This window comes from Mycolicibacterium boenickei (assembly GCF_010731295.1).
In the GTDB taxonomy this organism is placed as follows: Bacteria; Actinomycetota; Actinomycetes; order Mycobacteriales; family Mycobacteriaceae; genus Mycobacterium; species Mycobacterium boenickei.
Genome location: NZ_AP022579.1, coordinates 1,043,257 through 1,068,495, shown reverse-complemented (window position 1 = coordinate 1,068,495; position 25,239 = coordinate 1,043,257). Strand labels below are relative to the sequence as shown.

General features: G+C 66.6%; 24 protein-coding genes and 1 pseudogene. 15 read left to right on the top strand and 10 right to left on the bottom strand.

What is annotated here, in order from left to right; translation table 11 throughout:
- Positions 1 to 394 precede the first annotated feature (394 nt).
- The 7 genes from gltB (at position 395) to G6N57_RS04830 (ending at position 10,398) form a co-directional block, all read left to right on the top strand.
- On the top strand, positions 395 to 4,975 hold the full coding sequence (gltB, locus tag G6N57_RS04860; protein WP_077741760.1) for a glutamate synthase large subunit: 4,581 nt from the start codon (positions 395 to 397) through the stop codon (positions 4,973 to 4,975).
- Complete coding sequence (locus tag G6N57_RS04855; protein ID WP_077739524.1) at positions 4,968 to 6,434, top strand: glutamate synthase subunit beta; 1,467 nt, start codon at positions 4,968 to 4,970, stop codon at positions 6,432 to 6,434. The genes gltB and G6N57_RS04855 overlap by 8 nt, the downstream gene beginning before the upstream one ends.
- 43 nt (positions 6,435 to 6,477) lie before the next feature.
- Positions 6,478 to 6,798: a type VII secretion target gene (locus tag G6N57_RS04850; RefSeq protein WP_077739523.1), complete on the top strand. Its 321-nt coding sequence runs from the start codon at positions 6,478 to 6,480 to the stop codon at positions 6,796 to 6,798.
- Positions 6,799 to 6,804: 6 nt separating this feature from the next.
- Complete coding sequence (locus tag G6N57_RS04845; protein ID WP_077739522.1) at positions 6,805 to 7,959, top strand: Tox-REase-5 domain-containing protein; 1,155 nt, start codon at positions 6,805 to 6,807, stop codon at positions 7,957 to 7,959.
- A 15-nt stretch (positions 7,960 to 7,974) separates the two neighbouring features.
- The gene (locus tag G6N57_RS04840; protein ID WP_077739521.1) at positions 7,975 to 8,682 is read left to right on the top strand and encodes an immunity 52 family protein; all 708 of its coding nucleotides are present in this window, start codon (positions 7,975 to 7,977) and stop codon (positions 8,680 to 8,682) included.
- A 5-nt stretch (positions 8,683 to 8,687) separates the two neighbouring features.
- Entirely contained in the window at positions 8,688 to 10,010 is a 1,323-nt protein-coding gene (locus G6N57_RS04835; RefSeq protein ID WP_077739520.1) for a glycosyltransferase family 87 protein, read from the top strand.
- A 238-nt stretch (positions 10,011 to 10,248) separates the two neighbouring features.
- Positions 10,249 to 10,398 carry a hypothetical protein gene (locus tag G6N57_RS04830; protein ID WP_163646544.1) on the top strand — a complete coding sequence of 50 codons (150 nt, stop codon included), beginning with the start codon at positions 10,249 to 10,251 and terminating at the stop codon, positions 10,396 to 10,398.
- A 73-nt stretch (positions 10,399 to 10,471) separates the two neighbouring features.
- Here the strand turns inward: G6N57_RS04830 and G6N57_RS04825 are convergent, their stop codons facing one another.
- The gene (locus G6N57_RS04825) at positions 10,472 to 11,323 is read right to left on the bottom strand and encodes an LLM class F420-dependent oxidoreductase (protein ID WP_077739519.1); all 852 of its coding nucleotides are present in this window, start codon (positions 11,321 to 11,323) and stop codon (positions 10,472 to 10,474) included.
- A gap of 152 nt (positions 11,324 to 11,475) precedes the next feature.
- Here G6N57_RS04825 and G6N57_RS04820 point away from each other — a divergent pair, with 152 nt between their 5' ends.
- The gene (locus G6N57_RS04820; protein ID WP_077739518.1) at positions 11,476 to 12,822 is read left to right on the top strand and encodes an NAD-dependent succinate-semialdehyde dehydrogenase; all 1,347 of its coding nucleotides are present in this window, start codon (positions 11,476 to 11,478) and stop codon (positions 12,820 to 12,822) included.
- Here the strand turns inward: G6N57_RS04820 and G6N57_RS04815 are convergent.
- Positions 12,815 to 14,449, bottom strand: coding sequence for a SulP family inorganic anion transporter (locus G6N57_RS04815; RefSeq protein ID WP_097926508.1), 1,635 nt, complete (start codon positions 14,447 to 14,449; stop codon positions 12,815 to 12,817). The genes G6N57_RS04820 and G6N57_RS04815 overlap by 8 nt on opposite strands.
- Before the next feature lie 81 nt (positions 14,450 to 14,530).
- Here G6N57_RS04815 and G6N57_RS04810 point away from each other — a divergent pair, with 81 nt between their 5' ends.
- From G6N57_RS04810 to G6N57_RS04800, 3 genes are read left to right on the top strand one after another with little or no spacing between them, the layout of a single operon-like run.
- Positions 14,531 to 14,908 carry a thiol-disulfide oxidoreductase DCC family protein gene (locus G6N57_RS04810; RefSeq protein ID WP_077739516.1) on the top strand — a complete coding sequence of 126 codons (378 nt, stop codon included), beginning with the start codon at positions 14,531 to 14,533 and terminating at the stop codon, positions 14,906 to 14,908.
- Positions 14,909 to 14,915: 7 nt separating this feature from the next.
- Positions 14,916 to 15,920 (top strand): PHP domain-containing protein, encoded by a 1,005-nt coding sequence (locus G6N57_RS04805; RefSeq protein WP_077739515.1) that lies wholly within the window; start codon positions 14,916 to 14,918, stop codon positions 15,918 to 15,920.
- A 22-nt stretch (positions 15,921 to 15,942) separates the two neighbouring features.
- Positions 15,943 to 16,374, top strand: a complete 432-nt coding sequence (locus G6N57_RS04800) for a hypothetical protein (RefSeq protein WP_077739514.1) — start codon at positions 15,943 to 15,945, stop codon at positions 16,372 to 16,374.
- Here the strand turns inward: G6N57_RS04800 and dinB are convergent.
- A complete protein-coding gene (gene dinB / locus G6N57_RS04795) occupies positions 16,371 to 17,588 on the bottom strand; it encodes a DNA polymerase IV (RefSeq protein WP_077739513.1) in 1,218 nt (405 codons plus the stop codon). The two genes, G6N57_RS04800 and dinB, sit on opposite strands and share 4 nt — an antisense overlap.
- 24 nt (positions 17,589 to 17,612) lie before the next feature.
- The gene (locus tag G6N57_RS04790; protein ID WP_077739512.1) at positions 17,613 to 18,254 is read right to left on the bottom strand and encodes a TetR/AcrR family transcriptional regulator; all 642 of its coding nucleotides are present in this window, start codon (positions 18,252 to 18,254) and stop codon (positions 17,613 to 17,615) included.
- Between the two features lie 79 nt (positions 18,255 to 18,333).
- On the opposite strand from G6N57_RS04790, the gene G6N57_RS04785 reads away from it, so the two are divergent.
- From G6N57_RS04785 to G6N57_RS31945, 4 genes and pseudogenes are all read left to right on the top strand, one after another.
- On the top strand, positions 18,334 to 19,803 hold the full coding sequence (locus tag G6N57_RS04785) for a flavin-containing monooxygenase (RefSeq protein ID WP_077739511.1): 1,470 nt from the start codon (positions 18,334 to 18,336) through the stop codon (positions 19,801 to 19,803).
- A 259-nt stretch (positions 19,804 to 20,062) separates the two neighbouring features.
- Entirely contained in the window at positions 20,063 to 20,392 is a 330-nt protein-coding gene (locus tag G6N57_RS31955; RefSeq protein WP_235652663.1) for a helix-turn-helix domain-containing protein, read from the top strand.
- Positions 20,389 to 21,039, top strand: a pseudogene (locus G6N57_RS31950) (IS3 family transposase); the annotation flags it as partial. The gene G6N57_RS31955 and the pseudogene G6N57_RS31950, both read left to right, overlap by 4 nt.
- Before the next feature lie 56 nt (positions 21,040 to 21,095).
- Positions 21,096 to 21,242: an IS3 family transposase gene (locus G6N57_RS31945; protein ID WP_235680584.1), complete on the top strand. Its 147-nt coding sequence runs from the start codon at positions 21,096 to 21,098 to the stop codon at positions 21,240 to 21,242.
- Between the two features lie 75 nt (positions 21,243 to 21,317).
- Here G6N57_RS31945 and rraA read toward each other — a convergent pair whose 3' ends face one another.
- From rraA to G6N57_RS04750, 6 genes are all read right to left on the bottom strand, one after another.
- Positions 21,318 to 21,800: a ribonuclease E activity regulator RraA gene (gene rraA, locus G6N57_RS04775; RefSeq protein WP_077739510.1), complete on the bottom strand. Its 483-nt coding sequence runs from the start codon at positions 21,798 to 21,800 to the stop codon at positions 21,318 to 21,320.
- A 20-nt stretch (positions 21,801 to 21,820) separates the two neighbouring features.
- A complete protein-coding gene (locus G6N57_RS04770; protein ID WP_077739509.1) occupies positions 21,821 to 22,585 on the bottom strand; it encodes a MerR family transcriptional regulator in 765 nt (254 codons plus the stop codon).
- A 44-nt stretch (positions 22,586 to 22,629) separates the two neighbouring features.
- A complete protein-coding gene (locus G6N57_RS04765; RefSeq protein ID WP_163646603.1) occupies positions 22,630 to 23,145 on the bottom strand; it encodes a hypothetical protein in 516 nt (171 codons plus the stop codon).
- 89 nt (positions 23,146 to 23,234) lie between these two features.
- Positions 23,235 to 24,089 (bottom strand): CopD family protein, encoded by an 855-nt coding sequence (locus G6N57_RS04760; protein WP_234815903.1) that lies wholly within the window; start codon positions 24,087 to 24,089, stop codon positions 23,235 to 23,237.
- Complete coding sequence (locus tag G6N57_RS04755) at positions 24,065 to 24,574, bottom strand: copper resistance CopC family protein (RefSeq protein ID WP_097926532.1); 510 nt, start codon at positions 24,572 to 24,574, stop codon at positions 24,065 to 24,067. The genes G6N57_RS04760 and G6N57_RS04755 overlap by 25 nt, the downstream gene beginning before the upstream one ends.
- Entirely contained in the window at positions 24,571 to 25,215 is a 645-nt protein-coding gene (locus G6N57_RS04750) for a YcnI family copper-binding membrane protein (protein ID WP_077744009.1), read from the bottom strand. Before G6N57_RS04750 ends, G6N57_RS04755 begins: the two co-directional genes overlap by 4 nt.
- Positions 25,216 to 25,239: the final 24 nt, after the last annotated feature.

Below are 25,239 nucleotides of genomic sequence, written 5' to 3'. Positions count from 1 at the left end.
GATGCAAATCTAAGAATCTGACTAAGCTTTCCCGCAAATGCTATAGACTCCGATAACGGCATTATAACGACGTATTTATGTGCCGATAGCAAACTGCATAGAGGTTTGAGGTGACGGTAGGCCCAGATGGGGGGCGGGGGTCCCCCTGTTGGGAATGTGTGAAATGGCAAGGGCTGCAATGTGATTCGACATCATCGCGGCAGAGCTGTGCGCACGGGTAAATGTCACCAGCGGAGTATCGTTAGGCTTAGCTAAGTTGGCATCTGCCACGGTAGTTGCCTTATCGTTTTCTCCACTTATGGCGTGTGGGACATAGCCGTCGTCCAGTGCTGCACGGAGGCCACCCACGCCGAGCCGGCTTCTTCGTAGAAGCGTGTTGAAGGGCAAGGTGGGAATGGCGCCCAGCAAGGTCGGGCTGTACAACCCCGCATACGAACATGATGCGTGCGGTGTGGCAATGGTGGCAGACATTCACGGTCGCCGCAGCCGAGACATCGTGGACAAGGCCATCACGGCACTGGTGAACCTGGAGCACCGCGGTGCCCAGGGTGCCGAGCCGAACACCGGCGACGGCGCAGGCATTCTGCTGCAGGTCCCCGATTCGTTCCTGCGGGAAGTCGTCGACTTCCAGCTCCCGGAACCCGGCAGCTACGCCACCGGTATGGCGTTCCTGCCGCAGTCGTCACGCGATGCCGCCGCGGCCGCGGAAGCTGTCGAGAAGATCGTCGAGGCCGAGGGCCTGCAGGTGCTGGGCTGGCGTGAGGTGCCCACCGACGACTCCTCGCTCGGTGCACTGGCCCGCGACGCCATGCCGACCTTCCGGCAGTTGTTCATCGGCGGCGCCTCCGGCATGGACCTGGAGCGCAAGGCCTACGTGATCCGCAAGCGGGCCGAGCACGAGCTGGGCACCAAGGGACCGGGCCAGGACGGCCCCGGCCGCGAGACCGTGTACTTCCCGAGCCTGTCCGGTCAGACCTTCGTCTACAAGGGCATGCTGACCACCCCGCAGCTCAAGGCGTTCTACCTGGACCTGCAGGACGAGCGGATGACCAGCGCGCTGGGCATCGTGCACTCCCGCTTCTCCACCAACACGTTCCCGTCCTGGCCGCTGGCCCACCCGTTCCGGCGGATCGCCCACAACGGCGAGATCAACACCGTCACCGGCAACGAGAACTGGATGCGCGCCCGTGAGGCGCTGATCCGCACCGACGTGTTCGGCACCGACGGGCTCGACAAGATCGTCCCCGTCTGTACCCCCGGCGCGTCCGACACCGCGCGTTTCGACGAGGTGCTCGAGCTGCTGCACCTCGGTGGCCGCAGCCTGCCGCACGCCGTGCTGATGATGATCCCCGAGGCCTGGGAGCGCCACGAGTCGATGGACCCCGCTCGCCGGGCGTTCTACGAGTTCCACGACTCGCTGATGGAGCCCTGGGACGGGCCGGCGTCGGTGTGCTTCACCGACGGCACCGTGATCGGCGCCGTGCTGGACCGCAACGGCCTGCGCCCCTCCCGCATCTGGGTCACCGAAGACGGCCTCGTCGTGATGGCGTCCGAAGCCGGCGTGCTGCCGCTCGACCCGTCCACTGTCGTCCAGAAGCTGCGCCTGCAGCCCGGCCGGATGTTCCTGGTGGACACCGCTCAGGGCCGCATCGTCTCCGACGAGGAGATCAAGGCTCAGCTGGCCAGCGAGCAGCCCTACCAGGAATGGATCGAGGCGGGCCTGTTCCCGCTCGACGAGCTGCCGCCCGGTGACTACGTGCGGATGCCGCACCACCGCGTGGTGCTGCGCCAGCAGATCTTCGGCTACACCTACGAGGAACTGAACCTGCTGGTGGCGCCGATGGCCCGCACCGGTGCCGAGGCCCTGGGTTCGATGGGCACCGACACCCCGGTGGCCATCCTCTCGGCCCGTCCGCGGATGCTGTTCGACTACTTCCAGCAGCTGTTCGCCCAGGTCACCAACCCGCCGCTGGACGCCATCCGCGAAGAGGTGGTCACCAGCCTGCAGGGCGTCATCGGACCCGAAGGCGACCTGCTCAACCCCGGTCCGGATTCGTGCCGGCAGATCGTGCTCCCGCAGCCGATCCTGCGCAACGCCGACCTGTCCAAGCTGATCTGCGTCGATCCCGACCATGAGGTCCGCGGCCACAAGCACGGCATGCGTGCCGCGGTGATCCGCTGCCTGTACCCGGTCAACCGGGGCGGCCAGGGCCTCAAAGAAGCGCTGGACAACGTCCGCGCCAAGGTGTCCGAGGCCATCCGCGAGGGTGCCCGCATCATCGTGCTGTCCGACCGCGAGTCCAACGAGACCATGGCGCCGATCCCGTCGCTGCTGTCCGTCGCGGCCGTGCACCACCACCTGGTCCGCGAGCGCACCCGCACCAAGGTCGGCCTGGTGGTCGAGGCCGGTGACGCCCGCGAGGTGCACCACATGGCCATGCTGTGCGGCTTCGGTGCCGCCGCGATCAACCCGTACATGGCCTTCGAGTCCATCGAGGACATGGTCGACCGCGGCGTGATCGCCGGGATCAGCAGCGACAAGGCCAAGGCCAACTACGTCAAGGCCGCAGGCAAGGGCGTGCTCAAGGTGATGTCCAAGATGGGCATCTCCACCCTGGCGTCCTACACCGGCGCCCAGCTGTTCCAGGCCATCGGCGTCTCCCAGGAGGTGCTCGACCAGTACTTCACCGGGCTGAGCTGCCCGGTGGGCGGTATCGACCTCGACGACATCGCCGCCGACGTCGCCGCCCGCCACTCGCTGGCCTACCTGGACCGCCCCGACGAGCGCGCCCACCGCGAGCTCGAGGTCGGCGGCGAGTACCAGTGGCGCCGTGAGGGCGAGTACCACCTGTTCAACCCGGACACGGTGTTCAAGCTGCAGCACTCCACCCGCACCGGCCAGTACTCGATCTTCAAGGAGTACACCGCGCTGGTCGACGACCAGAGTGAGCGGATGGCCTCGCTGCGCGGCCTGCTCAAGTTCAAGGACGGTCTCCGCAAGCCGATCTCGATCGACGAGGTCGAGCCGGCCTCCGAGATCGTCAAGCGCTTCTCCACCGGCGCCATGAGCTACGGCTCGATCTCGGCCGAGGCACACGAGACCCTGGCCATCGCAATGAACCGCCTTGGCGCCCGGTCGAACTCGGGTGAGGGCGGCGAGAGCGTCAACCGGTTCGAGCCGGAGGAGAACGGCGACTGGCGCCGCAGCGCCATCAAGCAGGTGGCCTCCGGCCGGTTCGGTGTCACCAGCCACTACCTGACCAACTGCTCCGACATCCAGATCAAGATGGCCCAGGGTGCGAAACCTGGTGAGGGCGGCCAGCTTCCGGGACACAAGGTGTACCCGTGGGTGGCCGAGGTGCGGCACTCGACCCCGGGTGTCGGCCTGATCTCGCCGCCGCCGCACCACGACATCTACTCGATCGAGGATCTGGCGCAGCTGATCCACGACCTGAAGAACGCCAACCCGGCCGCCCGCGTGCACGTCAAGCTGGTGTCCGAGAACGGTGTCGGCACGGTGGCCGCAGGCGTGTCCAAGGCGCATGCCGACGTGGTGCTGATCTCCGGCCACGACGGCGGCACCGGCGCCACCCCGCTCACCTCGATGAAGCACGCCGGTGCGCCGTGGGAGCTGGGCCTGGCCGAGACGCAGCAGACCCTGCTGCTCAACGGCCTGCGCGACCGCATCGTGGTCCAGGTCGACGGTCAGCTCAAGACCGGCCGCGACGTGGTGATCGCCGCGCTGCTGGGCGCCGAGGAATTCGGTTTCGCCACTGCGCCGCTGGTGGTTTCGGGCTGCATCATGATGCGCGTCTGCCACCTCGACACCTGCCCGGTGGGTGTGGCCACCCAGAACCCGGTGCTGCGCGAGCGGTTCAACGGCAAGCCCGAGTTCGTCGAGAACTTCTTCATGTTCATCGCCGAAGAAGTACGTGAACTCATGGCGCAGTTGGGCTTCCGCACCGTCAACGAGATGGTCGGCCAGGTCGGCGCGCTGGACACCACCAAGGCCGCCGCGCACTGGAAGGCCCACAAGCTGGACCTGACGCCGGTGCTGTACGAGCCTGAGTCGGCGTTCATGAACCAGGACCTGTACTGCAGCTCGCGTCAGGACCACGGCCTGGACAAGGCGCTGGATCAGCAGCTGATCACGCAGAGCCGTGAGGCACTGGACAGCGGTTCACCGGTCCGGTTCTCCGCCAAGATCACCAACGTCAACCGCACGGTGGGCACCATGCTCGGCCACGAGGTCACCAAGGCCTATGGCGGGCAGGGGCTTCCGGACGGCACCATCGACATCACGTTCGACGGGTCGGCAGGCAACAGCTTCGGTGCCTTCGTGCCCAAGGGCATCACACTGCGGGTGTACGGCGACGCCAACGACTATGTCGGTAAGGGTCTGTCGGGTGGCCGCATCGTGGTCCGCCCGGCCGACGAAGCGCCGGCGGACTTCGCCGCCGAGGACAACATCATCGCCGGCAACGTTGCGCTGTTCGGCGCCACCAGCGGCGAGGCGTTCCTGCGCGGCCAGGTCGGCGAGCGGTTCGCGGTTCGTAACTCCGGCGCCCACGCGGTCGTCGAGGGTGTCGGCGACCACGGCTGCGAGTACATGACCGGCGGCAAGGTCGTCATCCTCGGGCCCACCGGCCGCAACTTCGCGGCGGGTATGTCCGGCGGTGTCGCCTACGTCTACGACCCGGCCGGTGTGCTGGGCGAGAACCTGAACACCGAGATGGTGGAGCTGGAAGCGCTGGAGGAGTCTGACTCGGCCTGGCTGCGCGACTTCATTGCCGCCCATGTCGACGCAACCGATTCGGCTGTGGGACAACGGGTCCTGTCTGATTGGGAAAACGAGTTGAAGCACTTTGTGAAGGTCATGCCGCGCGACTACAAGCGTGTGCTGGCCGCGATCGCCGAGGCCGAAAAGGCCGGCGAGAACATCAACGACGCGATCATGGCGGCCGCCAATGGCTGATCCGCGCGGTTTCCTCAAGCACACCTCCAAGGAGCTTCCGACCCGCAGGCCGGTTCCGCTGCGCCTGAAGGACTGGAAAGAGGTCTACGAGGACTTCTCCCACGACAAGCTGCAGGACCAGGCATCACGATGCATGGACTGCGGTATCCCGTTCTGCCACAACGGTTGCCCGCTGGGGAACCTGATTCCCGAGTGGAACGACCTGGTCTACAAGGACCGGTGGCGCGACGCGATCGAGCGGCTGCACGCCACCAACAACTTCCCGGAGTTCACCGGCCGGCTGTGCCCCGCCCCGTGTGAGGCCTCCTGTGTCCTCGGCATCAACCAGGACCCGGTGACCATCAAGCAGGTCGAGGTCGAGATCATCGACAACGCCTTCGACCAGGGCTGGGTCGTCCCCAAGATGCCCGACGTGCAGACCGGCAAGAAGGTCGCCGTCGTCGGGTCCGGACCGGCCGGACTGGCCGCCGCCCAGCAGCTGACCCGGGCCGGCCACACCGTCACGGTGTTCGAGCGTGCCGACCGCATCGGCGGCCTGCTGCGCTACGGCATCCCCGAGTTCAAGATGGAAAAGCGCCACATCGACCGGCGTCTCGAGCAGATGGCGGCCGAAGGCACCCAGTTCCGTCCCGGCGTCAACGTCGGCGTCGACATCACCGTCGCGCAGCTGCGGCTGAACTACGACGCGGTCGTCCTGGCCGGCGGTGCCACCGCATGGCGTGACCTGCCGATCCCGGGCCGCGAGCTCGACGGCATCCACCAGGCCATGGAGTTCCTGCCCTGGGCCAACCGCGTCCAGCTCGGCGACGACGTCCTCGACGAGAACGGCCAGCCGCCGATCACCGCCAAGGACAAGCACGTCATCATCATCGGCGGTGGCGACACCGGCGCAGACTGCCTGGGCACCTCGCACCGTCAGGGCGCGGCCAGCATCCACCAGTTCGAGATCATGCCGCGGCCGCCCGAGACCCGTGCCGACTCGACCCCGTGGCCGACCTACCCGCTGATGTTCCGCGTGTCCTCGGCCCACGAAGAGGGCGGCGAGCGCGTGTTCTCGGTCAACACCGAGGAATTCACCGGTGCCGACGGTCGCGTGACCGGCCTGCGTGCCCACGAGGTCAAGATGAACGCAGGCAAGTTCGAGAAGGTCGAAGGGACCGACTTCGAACTCAAGGCCGACTTGGTGCTGCTCGCAATGGGATTCGTCGGGCCCGAGAAGGAAGGTCTGCTCACCAAGCTGGGTGTCGAGCTGACCGACCGCGGAAACGTGTCCCGCGACAACAACTTCCAGACCTCGGTGCCCGGCGTGTTCGTTGCCGGCGACATGGGGCGCGGACAGTCGCTGATCGTGTGGGCCATCGCCGAGGGCCGGGCCGCTGCCGCAGGCGTCGACCGCTACCTGATGGGCAAGACCGCCCTGCCTGCGGTGATCAAGCCGACGGCAGCGCCACAGCGCTGAATTGGTGAATCGGCCTCCATCGGAGGCCGATTAAAATTGCTGAGTGACGCCGACACTCAAAGTGAATCCGCCTGTGCTGACCACGTCGGCGCAGCAGGAGGAAACTCTCTCTTCAGAGTTGGCGGCATTGACAGTGGGGCAACCACTGGCGGCGAGCGCCGCGGCCCTCGCGGGTCTCCAGTCCGCTGCGGCATGCAGTCAGTGTGAGACGGTGCTCGAGACGGCCAGAGACCTGTTGAGCACCGAAATGTCGCAGTATGCGACGAAGTTGAGCAGTGCGGCCACAGAGTACGAGAAGACCGACAGCGCGGCTGCCGAGGCATTGGGCAAGTTCGCCGGACCGGTCCGCTACGAGACTGTCTGAGCGCACGTGCCTGCAACATCGACCACCGGCGGCACGTCGGTCACGATCAGCGTCGTGGAAGCATCCCGGCCCGAGCAGCTTGTCGCGGAGGCCGCCAACATGGGACGGGCGGCTACGGCCGTGGCCGCCCAAATGGATTCGCATCGTGGCGTCGTGAGCAAGCTGCGAAACGCCTGGGAAGGTTCATCCGCAGACGCTGCGGTGCGTTCGGCGGACGAGACGACGGTCCGTCAGCAGAAGTTGCACGACACTCTGACCCGAACGCAGACCGCGTTGCGGGACGGAGGAAACCAGCTAGGGGCGACGCGGAAGACGATCGTCGACAACGTCGCGCAGCTGAAGCAACAGGGCTGGGACGTGTTTGACGATGGCACGGTCAGTGTGCGAGCCGGCGGTCCGCTGGATCAGCTGGCGCGGAAGAGTCCTGTCGCCGCCATGCAGATTCGGCAGCTGGCGGCGCGCAACTCACTCCAGATGAAAACGCTGCTTGCCCAGTTCGGCAGCCAGGACGCCGCTTTGGCCGGGAACCTTCGTCAGGCCACCGCCCTGAGTTACGGCGCGGGTGACATGAAGACCTTCGTGCCGGTCGTCATCGCGGCCGCCGATCTGGCTCTGCTGGCGGCGCTGGCCGCGGGAATCGTCACGTTCGCGGCGATCTTGGCCTTCACCGCGGAGCACTTTCCGGCCGTCGATCTGGGCGATCTCATCGACATCATGCCGTCGGACGTCAAGTCCGACGGGGGCCCGGGCGAATGGATCGAGGCCAATCGCAACGGCATGTCTGAACGGGCGAAGGCCTACGAGGAGCAGGTATCCGGCGCTCCGGCCGGCACCGAGTACGAAGTGCCGCGTGAGGGTGAGAACCCCGTCAAGTTCGATGGCTGGGACAAGGAAGCCAACGATGGCGACGGCCTGCTGATCGAAGCCAAGGGCCCGGGATATGAGAAGTTCCTGGATAAGGATGGCGATTTCGATACGCGGTTCGGGGCTGGGAAGGACATCGAAGACCAGCTCCGACGCCAAGTTGACGCCGCGCGGCAGGCAGGCAAAGAGGTGGAGTGGAGAGTAGCTGAGCCGAGAGTCGCCGAGGCGATTGAGAGAATGGTGGCTAAACGCGGTTATGGCGACGTGATAAACGTCGAGCATGTGCCGCCTGCATGATTCGAGGATGACGAAATGACGTTGGATTTCATCGGGTCTTGGGGGGACCGCCTGGAGTCGATCCGTGAGTCGGCCGAACGGATGCAACGTTCGTGGCGGGCGTTTCCTCAGGCGCCGGGGGTGTATTCGCCGTGGTCGCTGCAGCTGTACCCAGAAGGTGTGTTACGCCTGCAGCCCGTGCCCGCCGATGACCTCGACGCGATCATCGATGCGGTCAGGCTCGTGACGGAGCGTATCAACGAGGGTCCTCGGACCGCGCCCGGGTTCGATCTCGAATTCGTGCGGGAGCGGCTGGACGAACCGGTGGTGGCGGCCGGTGGCCCGCTCTTTTCCTACTATGCCCGGTGCGGGTTCTCGGGGCCGCGTGCGCTCCGGAACCATATTCTCTTGGGCCTCGACCCGGCCGTGGGAGACGCTCCCGATGAGCAGCAGTTGGTGCGTGACTACCTCGTCGCTCTGGTCGCCGCGTGGGAGCCGGAGTACGTGTCAGTGTGTACATACGCCTTTCACAAGGCGCAACGGCATAAGAAGCCCCAGCAGGTACGCGTCGGCTGGATGACGTACATCCGCGACGACGTCCCATTGGACACCTCCCTCGTGCCGGAGGAAGTACACATCGAGGTGGGTGACGGCGGTCGGTACCTGACGTTGTCGGGGACGCCGGAAGAGCCGTCCCTCGACCAGGCATTGGCGATTCGCCGGGCGCTCGGATACCCCGCCTGACGAGTATGAGGCTGCGACGTCGCGTCGTCTCAGGTGCAGTCTTGGTGGCTGTGCTGGCACTGCTGGTGCACAACCAGCTGGTGCCGTTCAGCACACACTTCTTTGGCTTGACCGAGAACAACTTCGACCTGGACACGTATCGCGCTGCGGTACATGCCTCCTGGGACGGCCGGAGTCTGTACCAGGAGCCGGCGCTGCGTGGGGCTTGGTACGTCTACCCGCCGTTCGCGACGTTCATCCTTGCGCCGTTCGCCTGGCTCGGTTTCGACGGCGCCAAGTACGTTCTGCTGGCTGTGTCGATCGGCGCCCTGGCGCTCATCGCGTGGCGCGTCCTGCGGTTGGCCGGCATCTGTGCCGGCCTGCGGCTCGCGGTGATGTGCGCTGCGCTCGCGGTGATCGTGGTCGAGATCGAACCGGTGCAGGCCACGCTCTGGTGGGGTCAGATCAACATCCTGCTGATGGCGGTCGTCGTGCTCGACCTGTTGCGACCCACCGACGCCCGGTGGCGGGGGATCGGTCTGGGTATCGCGGCGGGTATCAAGCTCACGCCGCTGATCTTCCTGCCGTACCTGCTGTTCACCCGGCAGTGGCGCGCCTCGGCCACTGCCGCACTGACTTTCGCGGCGACCGTCGCTTTCACCTGGCCGCTCCTACCGCGAGATAGCGCCTGGTTCTGGAGTCACCTCGGGGACACCGCGCACATCAGCAGCATCGAGCACCTGGCCAACCAGTCGATCAACGGATTTCTCGCCCGGTACTTCGCGCCGAGCCCGCGGCCGGAGTGGCTGTGGATCGTGGTAAGCCTGTTGGTGCTTGCCGCCGGTCTCGCCGCGGCGACCTGGGCGCACCGCCGGGGGGAACGTGCGTTGGCGGTGGTCCTGGTGGGCCTGACCGGGTGCGCGGTATCGCCGTTCAGTTGGGCGGCGCACTGGGTGTGGTTTGCCCCCGCGGTGTTCTGGCTGGTCGCGAAAGCCTGCACGATGCAAGGCATGTGGGCACGCGGCTGGATGTACCGGGCAGCGGGCCTGTACGCGATGGTGTTCATGTGGACCCTGCACCGTCCGGGCCGCAACCACAGCACCATGTACTTCAGCGGCGTGTACTGGAATTACCTGGACCTGCGGCGGTTCTGGGTCGGCCAGCTCGCGAGCGGCTGGTACCCACTGACTTTCCTGTGCTTCATGGCCGTGGCAGTGAGCTGGTTGCGGCTGAGCGCGCCGCCGCGGAGCGACGAACCCGACCCGTTCTGCTTGGACACCGTGGACCTCGACGACTACCCGCCGGAGTTCCTCGACGAGGAGTTGGGCCGCACTCAGGCCCGTTTTTGAGAGTGCCCTTAATTAACTGATGTGGGCTGCATCACAGTCATAAGTGGCGTCAAAAAGTGATCCAGATCTCTTCTAAGAGTCATCCGAATGCCACATTTGCCTCATTGGTAACACGGGAAACATCAGATTCTTTTGCGGCGTGCCTCGCACTGTTTGCCGGATATCGGGTATCTAATGACGTAGTGAGAGTGCTGCGGTAACGTGGAACTACGGGTACAGCAACCAGATATTCGCAGGAGTGATCACCGTGTACATCAATCCGATCAGCCGGTCACGGATGGGTCGTATTGCCTGGTCATTGTTCCGTCATCCGATGAAGAGCCGTGAGTTTCCGGCCAAGAACGAACGCCTGGCCACGGCAGACGAGCTACTTCGCTTCGGCGTCTGACGCGTATCCGCAACGAAGCACAACGCCCTCGAACCGACGCGACAGCGCCGATCCGAGGGCGTAGCTATATGTGTCAGCGACTGAGCTGACCGGAATCCCTGATCGCTTCCGCCAGCGGTTCCAGCACGGCCGGATCGTAGGGCGGCGGCAGGTAGATGATTGCCAGATCCAGACCCTCGGCGCCCAGGGCGGCGGCCTCGTCGACCACCTTCTGGTAGTCGCGGTCCTCGCCGAGGCGGACGTGTGCCGACAGGGTGATCTCCTTGGGGTCACGACCGATGTCGGCGCAGTGCGCGGCCAGCACATCGCGCTTGCGGGCGAACTCCTCGGGCGGCCCGCCGACGAAGTTCCAGTGGTCGGCGTACTGCGCGGTGATGCGCAGGGTCCGCTTCTCGCCGCTACCGCCGATGCAGAACGGCGGATGCGGCTGCTGCGGGCCCTTGGGCTCGTTGCGGGCGTCCTTGAGCTGGTAGAACTTGCCGTCGAACGTCGTCGTCTCCTGCGTCAGCAGTCCCTTCAGGACCTGGCAGGCCTCCTCGAACCGGTCGAAGCGCTCCTTGATCGAACCCAGTTCGATGCCGTAGGCGCCGGATTCCTCCTCGTTCCAGCCGGCGCCGATGCCCAGTTCCAGGCGACCGTTGGAGACGATGTCGAGCGCTGAGGCCATGTTCGCCAGGACGGCGGGATGGCGGTAGTGGATACCGGTGACGAGTACGCCGACACGCAACCGCTCAGTGGCCTGCGCCAGGGCGGTCAGCGTCGTCCAGCCCTCGAGACAGGGGCCGGACGAGTCGGAGAAGATCGGATAGAAGTGGTCGAACGTCCAGCCGGATTCGAAGACGTCGATCTTGTCGGCAGCTTTCCAGATGGCAAGCATGTCGGCCCAAGTTGTGTTCTGCGGGGATGTTTTGAAGGCGAAGCGCACGCCATCACAAACTAGTCCGGTCCGGGGAATCATTCCTGGGCACTGCCGGTCATGCTGATTCCGTATCTTTGGTGCCATTTTGACGCCGCAATCGGTAGTCTCGGGCACGGAAATATACGAAATCCCCCGATCTGATCCATCTTGGAGTGAACATGAGCGAGTACGCAGTCACCGATCCGGCGACCGCCGAGGTGGTCGCCACCTACCCGACCTCGACCGACGCCGAGATCCAGGCTGCGATCGAGGCCGCCGCCAAGACCGGCCGCACCTGGGCCCGCACCACAACTGTCGCCGAGCGGGCCGCGCTCATCGGTAAGGTCGCCGCCCTGCACGAGCAGCGTCGCGAGCAGCTCGCCGATGTCATCGTCCGGGAGATGGGCAAGCCGCGCGACCAGGCCCTGGGCGAGGTCGACTTCAGCGCCGCCATCTACCAGTACTACGCGGACAACGCCGAGAAGTTCCTCGCCGACGAGGAGATCGCCCTGCTCGAGGGTGAGGGCACCGCTGTGGTCAAGCGTGGCCCGGTCGGTGTCCTGCTCGGCATCATGCCGTGGAACTACCCGTACTACCAGGTCGCCCGGTTCGCCGGCCCAAACCTGATCGTGGGCAACACAATTCTGCTCAAGCACGCTCCGCAATGCCCCGAATCCGCCGAGCTGCTGCAGCTGATCTTCCTCGAGGCCGGACTGCCGCAGGGCGCCTACGTCGACATCCGGGCCACCAACGATCAGGTCGCCGAGATCATCGCCGACCCCCGCGTGGCGGCGGTGTCGCTGACCGGTTCCGAGCGCGCGGGAGCCGCGGTGGCCGAGATCGCCGGACGCAACCTCAAGAAGTGCGTGCTCGAACTCGGTGGCTCCGACCCGTTCATCGTGCTGTCCACCGATGACCTCGACGCGACCGTGCAGGCCGCGGTCGAAGGCCGGATGGAGAACACCGGCCAGGCCTGCAACGCGGCCAAGCGTTTCATCGTCGCCGAGAACCTCTACGACGACTTCCTGGCCAAGTTCACCGAGAAGCTGCTGGCCGCCGCCGACGGAATCGCCCCGCTGTCTTCGGAATTGGCCGCTGAGCGGCTCGAACAGCAGGTCAAGGCCGCCGTCGACCAGGGTGCCGAGCTGACGTCCGCCGGTGAGCGTCGTGGTGCCTTCTACCCGCCGGCAGTGCTGACCGGTGTCACCGAGGACAACGACGCCTACCGGCAGGAGCTGTTCGGCCCGGTCGCGGTGGTCTACAAGGCCGGCTCGGAGGACGAAGCCGTCGAAATCGCCAACGACACCCCGTTCGGGCTGGGTTCCTACGTATTCACCACCGATGCCGATCAGGCCGCACGGGTGGCCGACCGCATCGACGCGGGCATGGTGTTCGTGAACGCGGTCGGAGCCGAGGGGGCCGAACTGCCGTTCGGCGGCGTCAAGCGGTCCGGCTTCGGCCGCGAGCTCGGCAAGTTCGGCATGGACGAGTTCGTGAACAAGAAGCTGATCCGCACCGTCAGCTGACGTGCGAGCGGGCATGCTCGATCGCGTCGTCGAGCGAATCGAGCAGATGGTTCTCGTGTCGTAGTGACTCGAACACGCCGACGTTGGCCAGCAACTCGGCGTGTTCGGGTCGAACGCCCTTGATGATCACCGTGATACCGCGCGACTCCAGCTCGGTCGCGATCTCGGCGAGGGTGTGGGCGCCGGTGGCGTCGAGCATGCCCAGTTGCGACATCCGGATGATGACGACGGACGTGTGCGGATGCTCGGCGTCCACGATGGCACTCGAAATACGTTCGGCCGCACCGAAGAACATGGCGCCGTCGAGGCGCAGCAACGCGATCTGATCGTCGCCGGGATGCGGCGGGCCCGGAAGTTCCTCGCGGACGACGCTGCTGCGCCGCGCCACCGAACGCAACGCGAAGAACGCGGCGACGACGACACCGATCTCGACGGCCTCGATCAGGTCGAAGCACACCGTGACGGCGGCGGTCAGGGTGAACGTCAACGCGTCGGATCGGGTGGAGTGCAGGATCTTCCGGATCGTGGCTGCCGAGATCATCCGGAACGACGTCACCATCAGCACCCCGGCCAGTGCGGCGAGCGGAATGGTCGACACCGGTCCTGTCGCCAGGTACACCACGCCGAGCAGAACGAGCGAGTGAACGATCGCTGCCACCCGCGTCCTGGCGCCGGACCGGACGTTGACCGCGGTGCGGGCGATCGCGCCCGTGGCGGGCATGCCGCCGAAGACCCCGGAGGCAACCGAGGCCAGGCCCTGGCCCACCAGCTCGCGGTCCGGGTCGTACGGTCCCGTCGGCGACATGGTCGCCGCGACCCGCGCGGAGAGCAGCGATTCGATGGCGGCCAGCGCGGCGATGGCCAGTGCCGCGCCCAGGAGGGTGCGCAACGCGCCGAGGTCGGCGTGGGGTAGCAGCGGGGCAGGCAGGTGCGACGGCAGTTCGCCGATCGCGGCGACCGGGATGTGCAGGGTGCTGACCAGAACCGTGACCACGATGACGGCGGTGAGCGACTCGGGGATCGCGCGGTGCAAGCGGGGGAGCACGATCATCAACAGCGCGACAACAGCAACCACCCCAAGGGTTTTCGCCGCGGACGTCCAGTCGGCCTGAGCGACGACGCTGAACGCGGCGGGCAACGTGCGCTCGCCGGCCGGGGCCTGCTGCGCGAACGCGGCGGGCACCTGCTGCAGGAAGATGATCGCCGCGATGCCCAGGGTGAACCCCTCGATCACCGGCCACGGGATGAACGTCACCGCCCGGCCGAGACCGGTGGCCCCGGCCGCCAGCACCACCAGGCCGGCCACCACCGTCACCAACGCGATGCTGCCGAGCCCGTGCTGCGCGACGATCGGCGCGAGCACCACCGCCATCGCACCCGTCGGCCCGGACACCTGCACATGCGACCCGCCGAACACGGCGGCGACCAGGCCCGCCACCACGGCCGTGACCAGGCCGGCGGCAGCGCCGACCCCCGAACTGATCCCGAACGCCAACGCCAACGGCAGGGCCACCACGCCGACCGTCACGCCGGCGAGGATGTCCCGCCGCCACGAGCGGGGCAGCTCGGTGTAGTCGTCGCGATGAGGCAGCAGGCGGCTGAACGTGCCGGCCACGGTTCTGATCACAATGCTTGCCTGACGGATTTATGGATTGAACGATTTCGCAATCCACTGTACGTCATCGCAAATGCTGGGCACACTGAAGGTATGAGCGGTGTCCTGTACTTCGACGGCAACTGCGGGATGTGCACGCGCAGCGTCAACTCCCTGATGCGGCGACAGCGCACGGGAGACCTGCACATCGAGCCGTTTCAGCGGCCCGGTACCGCCGAGCAGCTCGGCGTGACCGCCGATCAGCTCACCGAAGCGGCCTGGTGGCGGGACTCGTCGGGCGATGTGTACCGCGGCGCCGAAGCGATCAACGCGGCGCTCTCGGCCGGGATGGGCAGCCGGATCCCGTTGGGCGTGTACCGGATTCCCGGAATGCGTCAGCTGCAGAATGCCGCGTACCGCTGGGTGGCGAACCACCGCTATCGGTTCCCGGGCACCACGCCACACTGCGCGGCGCGACCGGGCGACTGCTGAGCAGCCGATGGATCCGGTGACCGCACTGCGTCAGATCGCGTACTACAAAGACCGCGCGCGGGAAGACCCGCGGCGGGTGATGGCCTACCGCAACGCCGCCGATGTCGTCGAGGCATTGACCGATGCCCAGCGAGAACGGCTGGGCGCGTCGAACAGCTGGCAGTCGTTGCCCGGGGTCGGGCCCAAGACCGCGAAGGTGATCGCCCAGGCATGGGCCGGACGGGAACCCGACACTCTCGTCGAATTGCGTTCGGCGGCCGAAGATCTCGGTGGCGGCGAGGTCCGTGCGGCGTTGCGCGGCGACCTGCATGTGCACTCGAACTGGTCAGACGGGTCCGCCCCGATCGAGGAGATGATGCTTGCCGCGCGCGACCTGGGCCACGAGTACTGCGCGCTGACCGACCACTCGCCTCGGCTCAGGGTGGCCAACGGGCTGTCGGCCGAACGACTACGCGAGCAGCTCGACGTCATCGAGGAGATCCGCGAACTTGTCGCACCCATGCGCATCCTCACCGGGATCGAGGTGGACATCCTCGAAGACGGCTCGCTGGACCAGGAACCCGAGCTGCTGGAACGCCTCGACGTGGTGGTGGCCAGCGTGCACTCCAAGTTGGCCATGGACTCGGCGGCGATGACCCGGCGGATGGTCAAAGCCGTGTCGAACCCGCACACCGACGTGTTGGGGCACTGCACCGGCCGCCTGGTCACCGGCGGGCGCGGCATGCGGCCGGAGTCGAAATTCGACGCCGAGAAGGTGTTCGCCGCCTGCCTCGACCACGACACCGCCGTCGAGATCAACTCCCGGCCCGAGCGGCGCGACCCACCGACCCGCCTGCTCAACCTCGCGCTCGACATCGGCTGCTTGTTCAGCATCGACACCGACTCCCACGCGCCCGGGCAGCTCGAGTTCCTCGGCTACGGAGCCCAGCGGGCCCTGGACGCGCAGGTGCCGATCGAACGGATCGTCAACACCTGGCCCGCCGACCGGCTTCTCGACTGGACCTCACGCTGAGAGCTCGGACTAAGCTCACGCGATGCACGCGGAACTCGGCATCGACACCGTCATAACCCTGCTGGCCGCCGGCCTGATCTTCCTGCTGGCGCTGGTGCTGGGGGTGTGGAAGTACCGGCAGATGGCCACCAGTGAGAACCACCTGGCCCACCCGTACGTCGACATCGCCCACCGGGCCGCCCTGCTGTACTCCTTCGCGACACTGCTGGTGGCAGTGTTCGTCGAGCTCAGCGCCTGGCCCACCTGGGTGAACCTCACCGCGGCCATGGTTCTCGTGCTGTTCTTCGTCGTCGCGATCGCCGCCTACATCGAGCACGGCGCCAAACGTGACACCACCAACCAGTTCGAGAAGCCCACCGCGACACTGCACGCCGGGATGATCGCCCTCATTGCCGGTGAGATCGGCGGGTTCGTCGTGTTGCTCGCGGGATTCGTTGCAGCGCAGTTCTTCTAGTAAGGCAGCGTCGGCATCTCCAGGCCGGGATCGCGGCCGACCAGCACGCCCCGGGTCAACATCGCGTTGCCGAACCGCTGACGCACCTCGTCGATGGCGCCGTCGATCGCGACCGGATCGGGCTCTGAATCGAACGGCAATTCCAATTGCTGGCTGCCCTGGTGGTCGATGTTGGACACCGCGAATCCGATCAGGGTCAGCCCGCGCTCGGCGATCACCGGTGCCGCGGCCGTCACCAATGCGCGGGCGGCTGCCAGGATCGCATCGGTCGACGCGGTGGCCCGGGGCAGGGTGTGCGAGCGTGTCGCCCGGCCGAAATCATCGAAGCGCAAACGCAATACGACGGTGCGCCCGGTGCGTCCGGCGCCCCGCATGCGGCGGGTGATCCGGTCGACGAGGTTGACCACCACCACGTCCACCTCCGCGGCCGACATCGTGTTGCCGCGTCGCCCGAGGGCCCGTTGGGCGCCGACGGAGCTGCGCCGCACCCCCGTCGTCACCCGGCGGCGATCGATGTTGCGTGACAACGCATACAGCTGCCGTGCCATTGCTCCGCCGACCATGGGGCGCAAAGCCGACTCGGGGAGTTCGGCCACATCGGCGACGGTTTCGAGCCCGTGGGCATGCAGCTTCTCGGCGGTCTTGGCGCCCACACCCCACAGCCGGCGCACCGGCAGCGGATACAGGAACGCCAATTCGCGGTCCGGCGGGACCAGCAGCAGGCCGTCCGGCTTGGCCACCTGGCTGGCCACCTTGGCCAGGAACTTGGTCCGGGCGATGCCGACGGTGATGGGCAGCCCCACCTGCTCGCTGACCTGCTCCCGCAGCCTCCGGGCGATCTCCACCGGGGTGCCCGACACCCGGCCCAGGCCGGACACGTCGAGAAACGCCTCGTCCACCGACAGCGGCTCGACCACCGGCGTCGTGTCGTGGAACACCTCGAACACATGCCGGCTGGCCTCTGAATAGGCGGACATGCGCGGCGGCACCACCACGGCCTGCGGGCACAGCGCCCGGGCCTGGCCGCCGCCCATCGCCGTGCGCACCCCGAACGCCTTGGCCTCGTAACTGGCCGCCAGCACCACGCCGCCGCCGACGATCACCGGGCGGCCGCGCAGGGCCGGATCATCGCGCTGCTCGACGGATGCGTAGAACGAATCGAGATCAGCGTGCAGGATGGCCGCCTGCTGGGTTGGACCGCCGGACACGAACATATGTTCGCATAGGTGGCGGACGAGCTAGCGGGCCTCGCCGTAGATGCTGGTCAGCCAGATGTGGGCGAGGGTGTCGACCACCTTGTCGTATTCGACAGCGGGTTGTTCGGTGCGGAGCGCCGCCAATATCGTGCGTTCGTTCATCAGGTTGAGCGAGGTCGCGAGGTCCATCGCGGGAATGGTGTCCGGGGCGGCGCCGCGTTGCCGTTCGGCGGTGATCAGAGCGGCGGTCAGGGCGATCCACTTCTGCATCAGCCCGGACCAGAATTCGCGGATCTCGGGAATGGTGTCGAGCGCTTCGGCTCCCGCCCTTGCGGTGGCCGGGTGCGACCCGAATGAGCTGAAGAAAATCTCGATCCCCCGGCGGATCGCCTGTCTGGGATCCGCGGGCATGTCCTCCAACGCACCGTCGAAACCGGTGTCCGCGCGCTTGATCATCGGATCGAGCAACGACAGCACGACCGCTTCCTTGGACGGGAAATAGAAGTAGAACGTCGGCCGGGAGATCCCGGCGCCTTTGGCCAGGTCATCGACCGATATGTCGGTGAACTTCCTGGTCTCCAGCAGCTGCCGCGCCGTCTCGAGGATCGCCGCTTCGCGGTCGTCACCCGAGGGCCTGGCCGCGCGGCGACCGCGCGGTGCGCGGGTCGTGCTGGAGGTGGTCACAATCAAGGAGCCTAACATTGTGTTGAATTTGTCGACACACCGTTGACCGACTCAACACCATGTTGATACCGTCGGTCCCATGACCGAACATTTCGATGTTGTGATCGTCGGTGCCGGCATCTCCGGCATCAGCACGGCCTGGCACCTGCAGGACCGTTGCCCCACCAAGAGCTACGTGATCCTGGAGCGCCGGGAGAACATCGGCGGCACCTGGGACCTGTTCAAGTACCCGGGCATCCGCTCCGACTCCGACATGTTCACCCTCGGCTTCCGGTTCAAGCCATGGGAGTCGGCGAAGTCCATCGCCGACGGCCAGTCGATCTGGAACTACATCAACGAGGCCGCTGACGAGAACGGCATCCGCAACCACATCCGCACCGGTCACCGCGTCCTGTCGGTGGACTGGTCGGACGCCGACAACCGCTGGACCGTCGACGTCGAGCACGACGGTGAGACCAAGCAGATCACCGCGTCGTTCCTGTCGGTGTGCAGCGGCTACTACAACTACGACGAGGGCTACTCGCCGGAGTTCCCGGGTGCGGCCGACTTCAAGGGCCAGATCATCCACCCGCAGCATTGGCCGGAAGACCTGGACTACACCGGCAAGAAGATCGTCGTGATCGGTTCCGGCGCAACAGCTGTCACGCTGATCCCGTCGTTGGTCAACGAGGGCGCCGGCCATGTCACGATGCTGCAGCGCTCACCCACCTACATCGGCGCCCTCCCGCTGGAGGACCCGGTCGCGGCCCGGACCAACAAGTACCTGCCGAAGCATCTGGCGCACTTCATCAACCGGTGGAAGCAGATCGGCTACAGCACCGGGCAGTACCAGGTCGCCCGGAAGTTCCCGGCTGTGTTCAAGAAGGCGCTGCGCCAGATGGCCGAGCGCAGGCTGCCCGAGGGCTTCGACTACGACAAGCACTTCAGCCCGCGCTACAACCCGTGGGACGAGCGAGTCTGCCTGGCGCCCAACGGCGATCTGTTCAAGGCCATCCGCTCCGGCAAGGCCGACGTCGTCACCGACACCATCGACACCTTCACCGAGACCGGCATCAAGCTGGCCTCCGGCGAGGAGTTGCAGGCCGACATCATCGTCACCGCGACCGGTCTGAACATGCAGCTGTTCGGCGGCGCGACGGCCAACCGCAACGGCGAACCGATCGACCTGACCAAGTGCATGACCTACAAGGGCCTCATGCTCTCGGGTGTGCCGAACATGGCCATCACCTTCGGCTACACCAACGCGTCCTGGACTCTGAAGGCCGACCTGGTCTCCGAGTTCATCTGCCGCCTGCTGAACTACATGGACGCCAACGGTTTCGACCGCGTCGAGGCGCAGCACCCCGGCGACGCCGTCGACGAGCTGCCGTTCATGGACTTCACCCCGGGTTACTTCCGGCGGGCCATGGACAGTCTGCCCAAGTCGGGCTCGGAAGCGCCGTGGAAGCTGAAGCAGAACTACTTCTTCGACATGCGGACCATCCGGTACGGCAAGGTCGACGAGGAGTCGCTGATGTTCACCAAACACCGTGCCGCAGTGACGGTTTAACCCGCACTGCCGACCAGACGCAAAACTGCCCCTTTTCTGAAGTGCTCCCCGGAAGTTGGACTGAGAAATTCAGTTTCTTCTTCTGGGGAGTACTTTTTTGCATCCTTCTAGTTCGTTGAGTGAGGCCCAACGTGGTGCGGCGGTAGCGTTGTTCGAGCAGGGTCGGGGCTTTAGCGCCACGGCGAGGTATTTGGGAGTGAGCCGGGGGCCGGTTCGCGAGATACATCGCCGTTGGGTCCTGCATGGCAGGAAGGTGCTGGTGGCTAAACCGACCAAAACGCAGTACTCGTTCGAGTTCAAGCTCGAGGTGGTGCGCAAGGTGATCGACGAGGGTGCGACTGCGCAGCAGGTAGCTCAGGAGTACGGGCTGTCGTCGGCCTCGCTGGTGCAGACCTGGGTGCGGGCCTACCGCCGGCTCGGTGAGGAAGGGTTGAAACCCAAACCTAAAGGGCGCCAACCTCAAGACGCTGGTTCCTCGTCGCAGGAGTTGACAGACCTGGCGCGGTTGGAGCAGGAGAATGAGCGGTTGCGGGCGGAGAACGCCTACCTAAAAAAATTGCGAGCCTTGATGGTGCACGAACAGCGGTGAAAGTCGCTGCTGTCGCTGCCCTCAAGGCTGATCATCGGTTACCGGTGCTGCTGCAGGTGGCGGGGCTGGCCCGTTCAACGTTTTACTACCACCACGCCAAACCGCAGGTCCCCGACCCGCGGGCGGACCTCAAGTCCGCGATCACCGAGGCATTCACGGATACCCACGGCCGTTACGGACACCGCCGGATCCACACCGTGCTGATCAAGCGGGGTTTTGTGGTGGCCAAAAAGACCGTGCTGGCGGTGATGCGTGAACTGGCGCTGATCTGCCGGGTGCGGCGGCGCCGCCGGTACAACTCCTACACCGGCGAAGCCGGTCAGATCGCCGAAAATCTTCTCAACCGCGACTTCAGCGCGAGCGCGCCGAATCAGAAGTGGGTCACCGATGTGACCGAGTTCCGCATCGGTGAGCGCAAGGTCTATCTGTCGCCGGTGCTCGATTTGTTCGATCGGTCGGTTCTGGCTTACGCGTGGTCGATGAGCCCGAATGTGGAGTTGACCAACACGTCACTGGCCGCGGCGATCGCGACCTTGCAACCGGGTGAATGTCCGCTGGTGCATTCCGATCAGGGCTTCCAATACCGGCATTGGTCCTGGCGCAAGTTGCTCGACGACGCTGAGGCGCTGCAGTCGATGTCGCGCAAAGGCAACTGCTATGACAACGCGGTCATGGAGAACTTTTCGGACACCTCAAGGCAGAAATGTTCCACCACAACCGGTTCGACACTGTCGAGGACTTCACCGCTGCCCTTGACACCTACATCCACTGGTACAACACCGAACGAATCTCAACAACGCTCAAGGGCCTGAGCCCGGTCCAATACCGGGCCCAGGCCCTTGCCGCCTAGGCTCCAAACGTCAGTGTCCAACTTCTGGGGACCACTTCATTCAATCGAAAAGGGGCAGTTTTATGTCTGCTCGCGCTAGGGAGCGGCGACGACGACGATGCCGTCCTCGTCGGCGTACGCGATCTCGCCCGGAACGAAGGTGACCCCGCCGAAGCTGACCTCGACGTCGCGCTCGCCCTCACCGGTCTTGGTGCCCTTACGCGGGTTGGTGCCCAGCGCCTTGATGCCCACGTCGATGGTGCGCAACGCGGCGGCGTCGCGCACCGCGCCGTGCACGATCACCCCGGACCAGCCGTTGTCGGCCGCCAGGCCCGCGATGATGTCGCCCACCAGCGCGGTGTGCAGCGACCCGTCGCCGTCGACCACCAGCACCCCGCCGTCGCCGGGAGTGGACAGGATCGACTTGAGCAGCGCGTTGTCCTGGAAGCAGCGCACCGTCGTGATCGGCCCGGCGAACATGACCTTGCCGCCGTAGTTCTGCAGCTGCAGATCGCAGCTACGGACTTCGGGGTAGATCTCGTCGACCAGATCAGCGGTGGCGCGCGGTTCGATACTCACCCGGCGATTATCGCAGCCCGCTAGTCGGCGACGCTTTGCACGATGATGTCGTGCACGAACTGGGCCAGCCCGGGCTCGGCCTCGTCGTAGTAGCGGGCGAAGCGCTCGTCGTCCACATAGATGTTGGCCAGGCAGACGTGCATGTCGTCACTGCAGTCGTAGAACCGGGAGATGTTCGCGCGATGCCGGGCCGCGAGCTCGTCGGCCTGCGCCGACCCGGGCCGTACCCCGGCGCGCTTGCCCTCGGCCAGGGCGTCGAGCAGCGCGTCGTTCTCGGCCTTGAACTCGATCCAGTCCTGCTTGGTCATCTGCGCGGTGCGCTGCCGGGACTGTCGCCATTCCTCGGTATCGCCCCAGCGCTCACGGGCCTCGTCGTCGTGCTCGTCGAAAACGGCACTGCCGAAGATCTCCACCTGCTCCTCGGCGGTGAGCTGAATTCCTCTGTCGTGGGCGCTCATCAATTCCTCCACTGCCTTGATGGTCTGCTGTAACTGCTCGGCCTGGTCACACAGCAGGCTGTGCTGGCGTCGCAGGTGGGCGAGCACGTCGGCATCGGGATCGTCGAGCAGGGACCGGATCGCCTCCAGCGCCAGCCCGGCGGACCGGTACACCAGCACCAGATGCAAACGCTCCACATCGGCGTCGGTATAGCCGCGGTAACCCGCCGCGGTACGCACGCCGGGCACCACCAGACCGATGTGGTCGTAGTGATGCAGGGTCCGCACCGAGACACCCGTCAGCGCGGCAACCGCGCCGACGGACCTCACCTGCGGATCGACGTGCATGACGCCACTATCGGCCCTGACGTCGCGTCAGGGTCAAGCCCCGATCAGTCCTCGTCGGAATGACGGCGGCTGAGCAACACCAGCAGCACGGCCAGAACACCCACGGCCACCGCCGCGGCCAGCGGCAATTTGGACGACGAACTCTCGCTCATCGGCACCGGCACCGGGCCCGACACCGGGTTCGCGGCCGAGGTGACAGTTGATTTGGCTTGAGCCGCAGTCTCTTTGGCCGCCTTGGCGACATCCGGCAGCGGAGTGACAGGGGCTGGGGTGGGCTCGGCCGGCGACGTCGGTGGGGCGGGCTGAGCCTTCTTGGCCGGAGCCTTTTTCGCCGGAGCTTTCTTGGCGGCCTTTGCCGGGGCCTTTTTCGCCGCGGCCTTTTTGGCCGGCGCTTTCTTGGCGGGAGCCTTGGCCGGAGCCTTCTTGGCCGCAGGCGGAGGACCGGGCTTGGGAGCCGGGGTGGGCGGAGCAGGATCCGCGCCGGCCGCTGATGCGTCGGCCGCAGCGGATTCGGCTGCGGTTTCGGGCTTCTCGGCGGGGTGATCCTGCTGCTCTGCCATCTGGCTGCTCCTTTGCAGTATCTGGTGCTCCGCGCCATCGCGGAGGGTGGGGCCGGCAGTGGTTCCCATCATGCCAGGCGCCGCAGCGGTCAACCCGTGACGGCCAGAGCCGCGGCGAGCGTGACCGCAACAGCCATCATGCCCAATTCCACCAACGAGCGGTGCTGCGACAGTGCGGCGCTGCTGCGGTGAGCCCGCGCCGCGGGCAGCCACTGCGAGCGGTTTCGCCAGGCCAGCCCCAGCAGGGCCACCGTGACGACGATCTTGGCCGCCAGCACCCGGCCGTAACCGGTGGCCCACAGCTCGGCGGGTGAGTTCAACTTGATCACCGCCCCGGCCACCCCGGCGACCAGCAGTACACCCACGCAGGACAGCGACAACTGCGAGAACCGGGGCAATACCCTGGCCCACTGGCCGCGGTGCGTCACGGTCAGCACCAGCGCCGCCAGTACCCCGCACCACACCGCGGCGGCAAGCGAATGCACCGCCACTGCCATCCCCCCGACAGCGCTCTCCGAAAGATGCCCGGCCAGGGTCCTGGCAGCCATGCCGACGGCCGCGACGCCGACGGTCGTGGCCGTGGTGGTGGCACCACGCGGTACCAGGATCGCCATCACCCCGACGATCAGGGCCGCCGCGATGCCGACCGGCCCCGAACGGCCCGCAGCGGTGTGCAGGCCGAAATCGGTCAGGGTGCGCACGCCGATCTGCCAGAACCCGACACCCGCGGTCTGTGCGGCGTCCACGGTCAGCCGCACGATCTCGGCCAGCAGCCAGGCCGCCGCGGCCACGGCGAGGGGCCCGGCCGCCTTCCGGCTCAACTCGGCGCGGTACCGGTCGGTTTCGAGCAGCGGCACCGCGGCCAGACCGAGGGTGACGATGGCGGCGCCGTCAGCCAGCGCCCGGATCAGCGCGCCGGTCACCGCTGACGCCGGACCGCCCACCAGGCTCCGCCGCCGATGACGATGACGGCGACCAGCACGAACGGCCACACCGGAATGCCGCCGCCGTCGGTCTGCGCGGGTGCCGAGGCGGCGGGCCCCGGCGTCCCCGTACCGGCGACGGTCAGCTCGAACGACCAGGAACCCGACACCACGTGCCCGTCCGCCGAGGTCACCCGGTAGTTCACGGTGTACTTACCGGCCGGGCCCAGCGGGCGGACCCCCACGCTGAGCACCGCACCGGCAACCGACGGATCACCCTCGGACCACAGGTTGTGGTCCGGGCCGACGACCGTCATGTTGGCGAAGGCCGGCTGCAACGCCTCGTTGAAGGTGGCGCTCACCCGCGAGGGCGACGTGCGCAGAGCCGACTGCTCGGCCGGGTCGGCGGCGATCCTGGCCGCATGCGCCGATGCCGCGGGCGCCCCGACCAGCGCCGAGGCGGCCAGCATCAGCCCGGTCAGGGTCGCCGCCAGCAGCCGGCTCATGACCGGCGCCTGTTCAGCAGGCTTGCGACCACCGCGGCGGCCGCGACGATCAACGCCCCGCCTGCCAGCCACCGGGCCGAATTGTCGACGGTGCCCGCGGGCTGAGCGGCGGCGGGAGCGTGCTCGCCTTCGGCAGGGGTACCGGTCAGCGTCAGCTGCGGAGCCGGGTGCTCGGGCTCGCTGCCGTCGGGCAGCGGGGCCTGATCCCACCGGACCACGGAGCCGTCGGAGTAGGTCTGGGTGACGGGGAAGCTCGCGGTGGCCGCGTCGGGAAGCTTGACCGACACCCGGAACAGGGCGAACTGCTCGGGTGAGATGCCGACCCCGGGAGCCGCGATCCAGGTGACCGTGCGGACCGTGCCCGCGGCGGTGTCCCGGTCGAGCTTGGCCGTCCAGCCCGGCATCACCTCGGTGCGGGCCGAGGCCACGTTGGGTAGGTCGACCTTCAATTGCGTTGTCAGCGCGCCGGTATCGGATTCGCCGGGGACGCGGAAGGTGAGCACCGAGGTGGTCCCCGGCGTCGGGTTGTCGGCTTCGACGTGGACATGCGCCCAGGCCGGTGCGGCGGAGAGCAGCCCCGCGGCGGCTACCGCGGCGGTCGTGAGCAGGGCGCGTGAGGACGCCCCGGTGAGGGGTTGCATTTCTAGGTGTCTTTCTGGAGTTGG